Origin of the sequence: Centipeda artemidis DSM 19719 (assembly GCF_000426665.1) — a bacterium.
GTDB classification, from domain to species: Bacteria; Bacillota; Negativicutes; order Selenomonadales; family Selenomonadaceae; genus Centipeda; species Centipeda artemidis.
In genome coordinates this window covers 74,022-87,626 of record NZ_AUFU01000002.1, presented here as the reverse complement: position 1 = coordinate 87,626, position 13,605 = coordinate 74,022, and the positions used below count along the sequence as shown (strand labels likewise).

The following is a 13,605-nucleotide window of genomic DNA, read 5'->3' as shown; positions in this document are numbered from 1 at the left end:
GGAGGGGAGAGATCTATGGATATACGCAATGAGGAGGAACTCGTCTCATTCGAAGAACAAAGTACCGACGGTTGGCAATACAGTCTGCGCCCGCGCCGTCTCAGCGAGTACATTGGGCAGGACAAAATAAAGGATAATCTGTCCAAGTTTATTCAAGCCGCATTGTCGCGCGGGGAAGCGCTTGATCACGTTCTTCTCTACGGTCCTCCGGGGCTTGGAAAGACGACGCTCGCCGGCATCATAGCGAACGAGATGGGGGCGAACTTTCGCCAGACCTCGGCACCCGCGATTGAGCGTCAGGGCGATCTTGCCTCTCTGCTGACCAATTTGCAGGATCATGATGTGCTCTTCATCGATGAGATTCATAGACTGTCCCATCATGTTGAGGAAATACTCTACTCGGCGATGGAGGATCATGCCATCGATATTATCATTGGCAAAGGGCCGAGCGCTCGTTCCATCCGGCTGGATCTCGCTCCGTTTACGCTGGTTGGCGCGACGACAAAGACGGGAGCGCTCTCTGCGCCGCTGCGCGATCGGTTTGGAATTCAGGCACGGCTCGAATACTATACGCCGGAGGCGCTTCTCCTCATCATTGAGCGAACGGCGGAGATCCTATCTGTGACGATTGAACACGAGGGTGCGCTTGAGATTGCGCGCCGTTCCAGAGGTACGCCACGTGTGGCAAATCGTATTCTCAAACGCGTGCGCGATATCGCGCAAGTCGCGGGAGAAGACATCATATCTCACAAAACGACGCTTGCTGCGCTCACAGCCCTCGAGGTCGATGAACAGGGACTGGAGAATAAAGATCGCACGATGCTCGAAGTGATGATTACCAAATTTTCAGGGAGACCCGTCGGACTCAAAACGCTTGCCGCCGCGCTGAGCGAGATGCCCGAAACCATCGAAGACGTTTATGAACCGTATCTCATACAGCTCGGCTTTATTGCGCGGACGGCGCGCGGCCGTATCGTCACACGCGGCGGATACGAACACATGAAAATCGCTTATCCGGAAAACGGTTACCGGCAAGGAGAACTGCTCTAACATGAATCTTTTGATGCATATGTGCTGCGGACCCTGCTCCTGTTATCCGCTGAAAAAACTTCGCGAAGAGGGGATCGAGCCGACGGGGTATTTTTTTAATCCCAATATCCACCCCTATACGGAATGGGATCAGCGTCTGCAGAACGCTGAGAAATTTGCGGCGATGTCACATATGGACTTTGTCGCGGATCGCGAATACCGCATACGAGATTTTCTAAAGAAAGCCCTGCCGGCAGAGAATACGAGACTGGGGCGCTGCCGTATGTGCTACACGTGGCGACTGGAGAATGCCGTGCGTTATGCGGCGGAACACGGCTTTGACACGTTTACCTCCACACTGTTTTACAGCATCTATCAGCAGCACGAACTCATGCGCGAAACGGCGCAGCGTTATGCGAACATGTACGGTATTTCCTTCTACTACGAGGATTTCCGCGTCGGCTGGCAGGAAGGAATCGACATCAGCAAAGACATGGGGCTCTACCGTCAATCCTACTGTGGATGTATTTTTAGCGAGGAAGAGCGGTACAGCCGTACGCTGCGCAAGATGCAGCGCAAGGAAAATAAAGAGAAGAAACGTCTCCGCCTTTTGGCACAGGCATAGTTAAAGAAAGCAGGGGAGCGAAATGGCGCAGTGCAAACGTATTTTGATGTTCCTAATTTTTTTTGCGTCGGTGTTCATTCCGCTCCATCGAACGAACGCTTCGCTCCAACCGGAACTCACGGTCGGCATTATGAGTGAACGGCATATCGTTACCGTCACGGGCAGGAATACCGTGCTTTATGTCCATAGGACGCTTGAAGACGATCCGTTTCTCATCGTGCCGATGGGGGAAAAACTTGTCGTTGAGGAAAAAAGCGGCGCTTTTTGGGTCAACGGCACAGAACAAAAATCAGATCGACTGATTGTTCAGCCTTCCGGAAGCGGCTTTGTGGAGGTCGATGGAAGCCCTTATCGCGGATATATCACCTTATTCAAGAAGGCGGGAATGACTGTCGTCAACAACGTTTTGATTGAGGACTATCTATACGGGGTCGTCCCGAAGGAAATGCCCGCCTCGTGGAGGAGCGAGGCACTGCGCGCGCAGAGTGTTGCGGCACGCACCTTTGCGCTCAAAAATAGGGGGCGGCACCGTGCGGACGGCTATGATCTCTGCAATACCCCTGAGTGCCAAGTATACGAGGGGATGAACGCCGAGGCAAAGGCTTCTACCGATGCCGTTGACGCGACGTACGGGGAAGTTTTATTTTATCAAGGGGAAATTGCTGACGCTCTGTTTCATACGGATTCCGGCGGCATGACGGAGTCGAGTGAAAACGTATGGGGAAGTTATGTGCCGTATCTCAGAGCAGTTCCCGAAGCCCGCGCTCAGACACTCCCATGGAATCGATCCATAACATCGGCGCTCTTTGTCCAAAAAATAGAATCAACCGGCAGAAAAATAGGGAACCTCAAGGAGATTAAGCTCTCCCGCCTCCAGATTGGCAATGGGAAAGGAGACCGCAGTCACGCGGGACGTGTGTTGACCATGCGCATCATCGGAGATAAGGGGAACGTCGTCCTTGGCGGCAATAAAATACGCTCCCTATTTGCGCTTCCAAGCACACTGTTCAACGTTCGGACGCAAAAGTTGACGGTAGAATTTAACGGATACGGTTCCGGCCACGGTCTTGGCATGTCTCAGTGGGGCGCCGAGGCATTTGCGGAGCGTGGAAAGAATTACAAAGAGATCCTGCGTTACTATTATACCGGCGTTTCCGTAGAGAAATTATACTGATGAGGCATATATCATATGGATATTTCTGATTTTGACTATGATTTACCCGAGAAGCGTATTGCACAAACACCGCTCGAACCGCGGGATGCGTCGCGCCTCATGGTGCTCGATCCTGCGGAACAGACAATCGAACATCGGCATTTTTATGAACTGGACGTATTATTGCAGCCGGGGGACGTCCTGATATTTAACGATACGCGCGTGATTCCGGCACGGCTGATCGGTGCACGCGATAAAACCGGTGCAAAGGTGGAAGTTCTTTTACTCCGGCAAATCGACAGAGACCGGTGGGAGGCCTTGGTAAAGCCCGGCAAAAAGGCGCGCATAGGAGATCGTATCCGGTTCGGTGAAGAGCTTTCCTGTGGGATCATATCGCATACGGATTTTGGCGGTCGTATTGTAAAATTCATTTATCAAGGAATATTTGAAGAGATTTTAGATCGATTGGGCGAGATGCCGCTCCCGCCGTACATCCGGGAAAAACTTTCCGATGCGGATCGGTATCAAACCATATACAGCCGGGAACGCGGGTCTGCAGCCGCGCCGACGGCAGGGCTTCATTTCACTGAAGAACTTTTAGTACGTCTCAAGGAAAAAGGTGTTATATTCGGTTTTGTTACCCTTCATGTCGGATTGGGGACGTTCCGCCCGGTGCAGGAGCAGACGATTGAAAATCATGTCATGCACCGTGAGTATTATGCCATTCCGGAAGAAACGGCGCAGATCATCCGGCGGGCGAAAGCGGAAGGTCGTCGTATCGTTGCCGTAGGGACAACGTCCATTCGAACGCTCGAATCAGCCGCGGGGGAGACCGGTGAAATTCGCCCGACAAGCGGGTGGACGGATATTTTTATTTATCCGGGTTACCGGTTTAAGGTAGTGGATGCAATCATAACGAACTTTCATCTGCCAAAATCTACGCTGATCATGCTTATCAGCGCGTTTGCCGGGCATTCGTTTATATTAAATGCATATAAAAAAGCCGTTGATGAGGGGTATCGTTTCTTTTCTTTTGGGGATGCGATGCTGATTCAAGGCAGAAAAAAAGCAACGTGATCTAGGATCATGTTGCTTTTGCCATTCTATTCCTGCGGTGTCAGGTCATCTAAATGCTGCAAAATCACTTCCGCCATCATGCGCTTCCCGTCAATATCCGGATGCAGGCCGTCGGTTGAGAGCAGGGGGCTCAGGATCCCGTTTGAGGCATCATAGAAAAACGGCTCCATATCAATATGGTATCGCTGTGCACGAATCCATGTGTTGACGGCATTGAGCTTCAAATGCCACAGAGGATCCGTTTCAGATTGGAATGAAAGCGTAATGCGCTCAGGATTCAGCGGAAGCAGCGTGAGGAAAACGGGGCGAATATCATGGGCGATACACTTTCTTTGTATGGCGTCAAGATCCCGGATAATGTCTTGCGCACTTGTCGTATCCGCGCGCAGGCTATTTGACCCCGTGAGGATCAACAGGTTCTCCGGATGGGCGGGCAGTACGTCCTGCTCAAAGCGTTCCAAGGTTGTATGCGCGGTATCGCCGCTGCGCCCGAGATTCAAGCACTCGAACGGGAGGTAGGTGGTATAGCTGTATTCGAGGAGTGCCGGGGAGTTTGAGATTGCACCGCCGCCGTGTGTGATGCTGTCCCCGAGTGCGGCGGCGTACAGACGATGATTGTGCGGTGCTTCCACTGTAAAAGATGCGATATCCGACCATGTACCGACCGTCTTGCCCTGTGCGTCGAGTCCGCGTACGCGCCAGTAGTAAATCCCGGCGTAGGGGCGCGGATATTCGTCATAGACGGCATTGGCAGATACGGTCTCTGCCGACCATACTTGACTTGGATCCGGTTCGGTGCCGTGGTCATTGACAGGACGTGTTGAGAGCAGTTCTACTTCGTAACGCGTTACGCCGTTGAGCGGAATCCACTGATACACGGGATAAAGCGGCTGCCGGAAGTTCATCACCTGATCAAATGTATTTGGAATGGGGCGATTTGGAAGTTCCTCTTCGCCGCTGAGTACAATCGGCTCCGCCGGTGAAAACTCGCCGATAGGCTCATGTTTGAGCCCCAATGCGCGCACGCGCCAATAGATTGTCCCGTAGGACTGGAACTTGCGCAGATCTGCCTGCATTCCGTTCGTGAAGACGCCCTGTGTACTGCTCAGGTGCTTGGTCTTGGATAATGCAATCCCGCCATCTTTTTCGGGAGGGGCGGAAAGAAATTCGACTTCGTATAAGACGGCGTTTGCCATACTGTGCCATATGAGAAACGGCATGAGACTGGCGGGGGACGATTCGGGGTATTTGCTGATATGAATGGGGAACACGGCTTCGAAATATGGATTTGATTTTGGCGTCGACGGGGAGGTCACCGCGCCAAACATTCCGTAAGCGGTAATACGGTAGTAAAATGGAATCGGTGCAGAAGTGATATGATAGGAGGGCGTTGTTGTGAACTCTGACTTGACCCGCTGGTAGACTGTTTCATTCGATATTTTTCCGGTCATTTTGATGTAGGTGTCCACACGATAATAGCAAGGGTAGGGGATGCGTTCCCACGTGAGTATACTTTCTCCATGCTCCTCACGGATACTTGTCGCTATATCGATTTGTTTGAGGCTTAGGACATCTTTTTTTTCAATGAAGAAAATACACATCATGGAAACGAGGAAAATAATTGCCGTAAAAAAAATATAATGCTTCATAAAACCACCGTATATCAATTTTTTATTCAATCATGAGGTGATACATATGGATAATCGAAGAGGACTTGTCATCGTTCATACAGGCGAAGGAAAGGGGAAAACAACGGCTGCGCTCGGCATGGCGATACGCTCATGGGGAAACGGGATGCGTGTCTTGATCCTGCAGTTCATCAAAGGGAGCTGGACGTATGGTGAGCTAAAGGCAATAGAAACGTTAAGCGCCGCCGACGGCCGCATCGAAATCCGTCAAGGCGGTCTCGGATTCACACGCAAAGGAAATAAAGATGCGGAGGAACACCGTCGTGCCGCAGAAGAGCTCCTGCAAAGCGCGCTGCATGAAATATCGGGCGGCACATGGGACATGATCATCTTGGACGAATTTAACTATGCCTATTCGTTCGGTCTGATCCGTCAAGAGGAATTGGAGCAAATTCTAAGTGCACGCCCGGAGCAGACCCATCTCATCTTTACGGGAAGAAACGCCTCGGAAGAACTGATTGACCGCGCCGATCTTGTCACCGAAATGCATCTCGTGAAGCACCCCTATCAAAAGGGGATCAAGGCTCAGCGCGGCATAGAATTTTAGATCATTATAACATAGGTGTACCACACTATGCCACGATTCATAAATTTCTTTATGATACTTTAGCTATTGAAAAAAAGAGTATAATGCGCTACAATCTCAGTCATGTGTTTATACTTCGTTTATGATGACCGTTGATCGCCATAAACTTTATTTAGAATTAGGAGAGATGATATGAGAAGCGACGTGGTAAAAAAAGGGGCGACACGCTGTGCGCACCGCTCATTATTTCATGCAAACGGGTATGGTGCCGAGGATCTTGGAAAGCCGCTCATCGGCGTATGCAATTCATTTAATGAGATCATTCCGGGGCATTTTCATCTGAATACGATTACGGAAGCCGTAAAGCTGGGCGTGGCAGCTGCGGGCGGCACGCCGATTGAGTTTCCCTCCATCGGTGTCTGCGACGGCATTGCCATGGGGCATACGGGCATGAAGTATTCTCTTGCCAGCCGCGAACTCATCGCGGACTCCATAGAGGCTGTGACGATGGCTTCCGGTTTTGATGGCTTGGTGCTCATCCCCAACTGTGACAAGGTCGTGCCGGGGATGCTCATGGCTGCGGCACGGCTCAATATCCCGGCAATTCTGGTCAGCGGCGGCCCCATGCTCGCGGGACGCTATCGCGGCAGGGATATTAGCGTCAGTCAGGCATTTGAAGCGGCGGGCATGTATGCCGCCGGAAAAATGGACGAGAGCGAAATGACGGAGATCGAAAACAGTGCGTGTCCAAGCTGCGGGTCGTGCTCCGGACTCTTCACTGCAAATACGATGAACTCCTTAACGGAAGTACTCGGCATGGGACTTCCCGGGAATGGCACGATTCCTGCGCCCTACACGGGCGAGCGGCGTCTCCTCGCAAAACATGCGGGCGCTGTCATCCTCGACCTCGTCCGCAAGGGAATCTGCCCGCGCGATATTATGACGCAGGAAGCGTTTGAGAATGCCATTACGGTGGATATGGGCATCGGCGGCTCTTCCAACACCGTGCTGCACCTGACGGCGATCGCCCACGAGGTAGGCATCGAACTGCCTCCGCCGCTCTTTGATGAAATCAGCAGACGGACGCCCTATATCACGAAACTCAGCCCCGCGGGAACGCATCACATGCAGGATCTTAATGAAGCGGGCGGCATCTCCGCCGTTATGCACGAGCTAGCGAAAAAAGATTTGATTCATCTCAACGCGCTGACGGTCACCGGAACGATAGGCGAGCGAATCGAACACGCAAGAGTTCTCGATCCGACGGTAATTCACAGTGTGGATAATCCCTATCGCCCGCAAGGTGGGCTCGCGATTCTGCGGGGGAATCTTGCGCCCGACTGCGCCGTTGTGAAGGCGTCCGCCGTTGCCGACGATATGCTCACCTATCGCGGAACGGCCAAGTGCTTCAGTTCGGAAGAAGAAGGCGTCAACGCCATCATGGCAGGGAAAATTCACGACGGGGACGTTGTCGTCATCCGTTATGAAGGTCCGAAAGGCGGTCCGGGGATGCAGGAGATGCTGAATCCGACGGCAGTCATCACCGGTATGGGGCTCAAGGTAGGTCTGATCACCGACGGACGATTCAGCGGTGCAAGTCAGGGCGCCTGCGTCGGACATATCTCTCCCGAGGCGATGGCGGGAGGTCCCATCGCGCTCATCGAGGATGGGGATATGATCACGATTGATATTCCAAACCGCAAATTGGAGCTGGAGGTCAGCGACGAAGAGCTTACAGCGCGGCGCGCACGCTGGGTAAAGCCGGAGGCGAAGATCAAGACCGGCTATCTCGCACGCTATGCAAAGCTCACATCGTCGGCAAATACCGGCGCCGTGTTAAGCTAGGAATCAATTCCAACTCACGGGAGGTACGCCTCCTGTGGGTTGTTTTTATTGCGTTGATTCGATATAATAACGGTGCATTTTGTAAGATTATATCGTAAGGGGGGATACGGCGGGTGCATATTGTTCTCGTAGAGCCGGAGATCCCGGGGAACACCGGAAATATTGCGCGGTTATGTGCCGGCACGGGCATAGAGCTTCATCTTGTCAGACCACTTGGCTTTTCAACGGACGATAAATATTTGAAACGTGCGGGGTTGGATTATTGGCATTTGGTGACGGTGCATTATCACGACCGCTTTGACGAAGTTTTGGAGATGTACCCAAACCGTACGTTTTACTTTTGTTCAACCAAGGCTTCTCGGACACATTGTGACGTTGCATATCCGCCGGATGCGGTCTTGGTGTTCGGCAAAGAGAGCGCAGGGCTCCCGCATGATTTGCTCGCCGCCCATCGAGACCGAACAATCCGCATCCCTATGGCATCGGGGGCGCGCTCTCTGAATTTATCCAATGCCGTCGCCGTTGTTGCCTATGAAGCACTACGGCAAAATAACTTTTCTGTGCTGCAATGTGTCGGTATCGGATTTTCCGCGGAACCATGAGAAGGGAAGAATGAGATGAACAAGGATTTTATCGATTTCTGTCATAAGACATTTGATCCGTCGCGGCTCTTCATCAACGCACCCATGCGATTCCATACGACCTTTTGCATCGGCGGACCTGCCGATATGCTGTTTTATCCCGCTTCTATCGATGAGGTGCAGAAGATTATCCAAGCGGCAAAATCATATGGCGAGCCGATCACACTCATGGGAAACGGCTCTAATATATTGGTACGTGACGGTGGGATTCGAGGACTGGTCGTCCGGTTCAATCATACGATGGGCAGCATCGTTGTATCCGGCTCAGACATTACTGTGGGCGCAGGAGCGTTGCTGAAAGATGCCGCCGCTTTTGCACAGCGGCAGGGTCTGACTGGAATGGAGTTCGCCGCCGGAATCCCTGGCAGCATCGGCGGCGCAATCTTTATGAATGCGGGCGCCTATGACGGGGAGATGAAATCTATCGTAACCCGAGTGCAAACGGTCTCAGCCGCAGGAGAAATCCGTTCCTATGCAGCGCATGAGTTGGACTTTGATTATCGCCACAGTATATTTCACGAGCGCGAGGAAGCGATTTGTGAAGTGCGGCTGCATTTGATGCCGGGGAATCCTGCCGATATTTTGGAGAAGATGACCGATTTGAACGGGCGGCGCAAGAGCAAGCAGCCGCTTGAATACCCGAGCGCGGGAAGCACGTTCAAGCGTCCCCCCGGATACTTTGCCGGCACGCTCATTGACGAGGCGGGATTAAAGGGATTCACGGTCGGTGGTGCACAGGTATCACGCAAACATGCGGGCTTTATTGTAAATATTGGGGGCGCGACGGCAAACGATGTGCAGCGTCTGATTGCGGTGGTACAGGAACGCGTTTATGCGCGGCATGCGGTGCGCCTTGTGCCCGAACTGCGCATCATTGGGGAGCCGTAACAGTATCACTGTGTATATGATTAGGAGTATGTTTCTTTGTAATGGAATGCTATACAAAACTCATAGAATTTCACGCATTATATCCGCGCATCGTTATGGCACTGGGGATGTTTGACGGCATTCACTTAGGGCATCAACGCATCGTCAAAACGGCGGCGCGCCGCGCACGGGAGATCGGCGGAACGACGCTTGTCTTTTCCTTCTTGAATCACCCGCGTGCCGTGGTAGACCCGCAAAGAAGTCCGCGTCTCATCGGCAGTGATGTTCTGCGGCGAAAGATTTTAAAGCGTCTCGGTGTTGATGTCTTGGTGGAGATCCCGTTTACGCCAAATTTCGCCAAAACGGATGCCACAGATTTTGTTGCACTGCTGCATCAATATTGTGCACCACAATACGTTGTGATCGGAGAAAATTACACATTTGGCAGATTTGGGCGCGGCACACCTGATCTCATGCGTCAAGAGGCGAAGCGTTACGGATTCAGGGCGCTCGTATGCGATCCGGTGATCCGTGACGGAGAGCCTATCAGCAGCACACGCATTCGCGGACTTATTCAACATGGGGATATTGCCAAGGTCAACGAGTATCTTGGGTATCCGTTTTCTATCATAGGGACAGTTGTTCACGGCGAGGCGCGCGGACGCCTGCTTGGCTTTCCAACGGCGAACATCGAACTGCAGGACGAGAACGAGAGCCTGCCAAACGGTGTGTATGCGGTAACCGTTGTGCATGGAACGGATCGGTATGCGGGCGTTGCCAACATCGGAAATAATCCGACCTTCGGCGGCTGCAGGCGGCGCCTTGAGGTTCATATCTTTGATATTTCGAAGGATCTGTACGGAGATCGGCTCACCGTATCGTTTCACGCGCGCATACGAGAGGAGCGGCGATTCTCTTCAGCAGAGGAACTGAAAGCACAGATCGAGCGCGACAAAAAAACGTCTATCAGCGTGATAGCGGAAATTTTTCATTTACAAGAAAATATTTCTATGGTAATATGAACGACGTCATAGAGCCGTGACTCGGATAACGATTAATCCGACGTTTTCTTGGTCATCGGTCAATATTTTAGAGGAGGATTTTATATGCTTACGCAGGGAAAAAAACAGGAAATCATTAAGGAACATGCAATTCATGAGGGTGATACCGGATCGCCGGAGGTGCAGATTGCCGTATTGACGGCGCGCATTCAGTATCTCACCGAACATCTGAAAGAACATAAAAAGGATCATCATTCGCGCCGCGGACTTCTGAAGATGGTCGGACATCGCCGCCGTCTGCTCGGCTATCTTTACAAAACGGACATTGAGCGGTATCGCGCTATCATAACAAAGCTCAATCTGCGTAAGTAACAGCTTATGCGGAGGTGAAAGGGCGGGGATTTCCCCGCTTTTTTGCTATAGGGAAAAGGATTCTAAGATGTTTTGTCGAATGCTTTTGTCATGTAATGCATGTGAGAGACCTAGGAGGATAAATGTATGCAGAGTTTCGAAATTGAACTGGGCGGACGAAATATAATCGTAGAGCACGGAAAAATGGCAAAGCAGGCAAACGGCGCCGCATTGGTGCGTTATGGCGATACGGTCGTACTTGTCACGGCGACCGCATCGAGTGCGCCAAGAGAGGGCGTCGATTTTTTCCCTTTGACCGTGGACTACGAGGAGAAAATGTATGCGGCGGGCAAAATTCCCGGCGGCTTCATTAAGAGAGAAGGTCGTCCCAGCAACGATGCGGTACTCTGCGCACGATTGATTGATCGCCCCATTCGTCCGCTGTTCCCGGAAGGTTTTCGAAACGATGTTCAAATTGTCGCAACGGTGCTCTCTGTCGATCAGGATAATCCGCCGGAGATCGCCGCAATGCTCGGCGCATCCTGCGCGCTGACCGTATCCGATATTCCTTTTATGGGACCGATTGCGGGTGTGCGCGTCGGCTATGTTAACGGTTCGTTCGTGATCAATCCAAAGGAGGAGGAACGCGCCGTCTCGGAGCTGAACCTCACGGTTGCCGGTTCTTATGATGCGGTCATGATGGTCGAGGCGGGCGCAAATGAGCTGTCCGAAGAGATCGTCTTAGACGCTATCCTGTTCGGACATGCCGAGATCCGCCGTTTGGTTGAATTTCAGAAAAATATGCAAAGCGTCTGCGGAAAGGAAAAACAAATTCCGGCGATCTTTGCCGTCTCCGAAGAACTTGAGGAAAAGATCCGCGTTTATGCGGAGGAGCGTCTTGACGCCGCCACCCGCAACGAGGATAAACTCGGACGAGATGCCGATATTGCGGCGATTAAGTCCGAAACGATGGAACACTTTATCGTTGAATATCCGGAGCAGGCAAAAGAGATTTCGCAAATTCTCTACAAGATTGAAAAGAGCATCGTGCGCCATATGATTACGCACGAAAAGATACGTCCGGATGGGCGCGCGCTCAATGAGGTGCGCCCTGTGAGCTGTGAGGTCGGAATTTTACCGCGGACGCACGGCTCCGGGCTTTTTACACGCGGTCAGACACAGGTGCTCACGGTAACGACGCTCGGTTCTATCGGCGACGAGCAGATCATCGACGGTTTGGGACCTGAGACCACGAAACACTACCTGCATCATTATAATTTCCCGGGATACAGCGTCGGTGAAGCGCGCCCTATGCGCAGCCCGGGACGCCGTGAAATCGGACACGGTGCGCTTGCTGAACGCGCCCTGTTCCCGATGATTCCATCCATTGAGGATTTCCCCTATACGATACGTCTTGTTTCAGAGATTTTGGAGTCGAATGGATCGAGTTCGATGGGCAGCGTCTGCGGCAGTACGCTCTCACTGATGTGCGCCGGCGTTCCGATTAAGCGCCCTGTTTCCGGTGTCGCTATGGGGCTCGTCAGGGACGGCGACGATTATTCCATTCTGACGGATATACAAGGCATGGAAGACGCACTCGGCGATATGGACTTTAAGGTTGCGGGAACGGCAAAGGGCATTACGGCGATTCAGATGGATATCAAGATCGCGGGCATCACGAGGGATATTCTCGCCTCCGCTTTGGCACAGGCGAAGGAGGGGCGCGCATTTATCCTTGGCAAGATGCTGGAATGCATTGATAAGCCTGCGGAAGAACTCTCTCCGTACGCGCCGCGCGTGGAGACGATCACTATTGACGTGGACAAGATTCGCGACGTCATCGGCAGCGGCGGCAAGGTCGTTCGTAAAATCATCGACGAGACAGGAGTTGACATCGACATCCATGAGGATGGCAACATATTTATCACCTCTCCGAATACCGAGGCAATGGATCGAGCGCGCAAGATGATCGAGAACATCGTTCGCGACGTTGAAGTTGGGGAGATTTATACCGGCCGCGTGACACGCTTCCTGAAGTTCGGCGCTTTTGTAGAACTTCTCCCCGGGAAAGAGGGGCTTTGCCACATCTCCCAGCTCGCAAAGCATCGCGTAGAGAGCGTGGAGGACGTTGTGCATATCGGCGACGAGCTGCAGGTCAAGGTCATTGAAATTGACGAGAAGGGGCGCATCAACGTCAGCCATAAGGTACTGCTCTCATGATTCAGGTCTATACGGGAAACGGGAAGGGAAAGACGACTGCCGCCATCGGTTTGGCGATTCGCTCGCTCGGCGCAGGACACAAGGTCTATCTGATGCAGTTTATGAAGAGCCTTGCTTACAGCGAGCAGGGGTTGCTGCGTACACTCCCACATATGACACTTGAAACAACGGGAAAACCTTTCTTTATCGCCGAAGACGGTATGATGGATGAAAAAACCAAAGAAGCGTTTGGGGACAGCGTTGTTATCTTTCCGAAAGGACATCCGCCGGCGGATTATGTCGCGCTGCTCTCGGAAGGCCTGCGCCGTGCGGCAGATGCTGCCGCAACTGGGGAGTATCAACTCGTTATCCTAGACGAGATCAATGTCGCACTGGCGTTTGGTGTACTGCAAAAAGAGCAGATGGAGCATTTTTTGGAAATTCTTCCTCCTGAAACCGAACTCGTCTGTACGGGGCGAAATGCCCCACAGTGGCTGCTGGATCGCGCCGACCTCATCACGGAGATGAAGGAAGTGCGGCATTATTATGAGCGGGGAATCCCTGCACGAAAAGGGATTGAGAATTAAAGGAAATAGAAGGAGA

Annotated in this window: 13 protein-coding genes; 12 read left to right on the top strand and 1 reads right to left on the bottom strand. The window is 52.3% G+C overall.

The annotated features are described in order from the left end of the window. Positions 1-15 precede the first annotated feature (15 nt). From ruvB to queA, 4 genes are read left to right on the top strand one after another with little or no spacing between them, the layout of a single operon-like run. Positions 16-1,050 (top strand): Holliday junction branch migration DNA helicase RuvB, encoded by a 1,035-nt coding sequence (ruvB, locus tag K341_RS0103085; protein WP_026761816.1) that lies wholly within the window; start codon positions 16-18, stop codon positions 1,048-1,050. 1 nt (position 1,051) lies between these two features. Next, positions 1,052-1,654: an epoxyqueuosine reductase QueH gene (locus K341_RS0103080; RefSeq protein WP_009657181.1), complete on the top strand. Its 603-nt coding sequence runs from the start codon at positions 1,052-1,054 to the stop codon at positions 1,652-1,654. A 22-nt stretch (positions 1,655-1,676) separates the two neighbouring features. Then, complete coding sequence (locus K341_RS0103075; RefSeq protein ID WP_026761815.1) at positions 1,677-2,828, top strand: SpoIID/LytB domain-containing protein; 1,152 nt, start codon at positions 1,677-1,679, stop codon at positions 2,826-2,828. 15 nt (positions 2,829-2,843) lie between these two features. After that, the gene (gene queA, locus K341_RS0103070) at positions 2,844-3,884 is read left to right on the top strand and encodes a tRNA preQ1(34) S-adenosylmethionine ribosyltransferase-isomerase QueA (protein ID WP_026761814.1); all 1,041 of its coding nucleotides are present in this window, start codon (positions 2,844-2,846) and stop codon (positions 3,882-3,884) included. Positions 3,885-3,910: 26 nt separating this feature from the next. Here queA and K341_RS0103065 read toward each other — a convergent pair whose 3' ends face one another. Then, complete coding sequence (locus K341_RS0103065) at positions 3,911-5,533, bottom strand: SGNH/GDSL hydrolase family protein (protein ID WP_009657196.1); 1,623 nt, start codon at positions 5,531-5,533, stop codon at positions 3,911-3,913. 46 nt (positions 5,534-5,579) lie between these two features. On the opposite strand from K341_RS0103065, the gene cobO reads away from it, so the two are divergent. From cobO to K341_RS0103025, 8 genes are all read left to right on the top strand, one after another. Continuing rightward, positions 5,580-6,119: a cob(I)yrinic acid a,c-diamide adenosyltransferase gene (gene cobO / locus K341_RS0103060; protein ID WP_026761813.1), complete on the top strand. Its 540-nt coding sequence runs from the start codon at positions 5,580-5,582 to the stop codon at positions 6,117-6,119. Positions 6,120-6,290: 171 nt separating this feature from the next. Continuing rightward, positions 6,291-7,943: a dihydroxy-acid dehydratase gene (gene ilvD, locus K341_RS0103055; protein WP_026761812.1), complete on the top strand. Its 1,653-nt coding sequence runs from the start codon at positions 6,291-6,293 to the stop codon at positions 7,941-7,943. A 113-nt stretch (positions 7,944-8,056) separates the two neighbouring features. Then, complete coding sequence (locus K341_RS0103050) at positions 8,057-8,545, top strand: tRNA (cytidine(34)-2'-O)-methyltransferase (protein ID WP_026761811.1); 489 nt, start codon at positions 8,057-8,059, stop codon at positions 8,543-8,545. A gap of 15 nt (positions 8,546-8,560) precedes the next feature. Continuing rightward, positions 8,561-9,472, top strand: a complete 912-nt coding sequence (gene murB, locus K341_RS0103045) for a UDP-N-acetylmuramate dehydrogenase (protein ID WP_026761810.1) — start codon at positions 8,561-8,563, stop codon at positions 9,470-9,472. A gap of 41 nt (positions 9,473-9,513) precedes the next feature. Beyond that, a complete protein-coding gene (locus tag K341_RS0103040) occupies positions 9,514-10,473 on the top strand; it encodes a bifunctional riboflavin kinase/FAD synthetase (RefSeq protein ID WP_026761809.1) in 960 nt (319 codons plus the stop codon). Between the two features lie 84 nt (positions 10,474-10,557). Continuing rightward, positions 10,558-10,824, top strand: a complete 267-nt coding sequence (rpsO, locus tag K341_RS0103035) for a 30S ribosomal protein S15 (RefSeq protein WP_026761808.1) — start codon at positions 10,558-10,560, stop codon at positions 10,822-10,824. 126 nt (positions 10,825-10,950) lie between these two features. Next, positions 10,951-13,023, top strand: a complete 2,073-nt coding sequence (locus K341_RS0103030; protein WP_026761807.1) for a polyribonucleotide nucleotidyltransferase — start codon at positions 10,951-10,953, stop codon at positions 13,021-13,023. Next, complete coding sequence (locus K341_RS0103025; protein ID WP_026761806.1) at positions 13,020-13,589, top strand: cob(I)yrinic acid a,c-diamide adenosyltransferase; 570 nt, start codon at positions 13,020-13,022, stop codon at positions 13,587-13,589. Before K341_RS0103030 ends, K341_RS0103025 begins: the two co-directional genes overlap by 4 nt. Positions 13,590-13,605 lie beyond the last annotated feature (16 nt).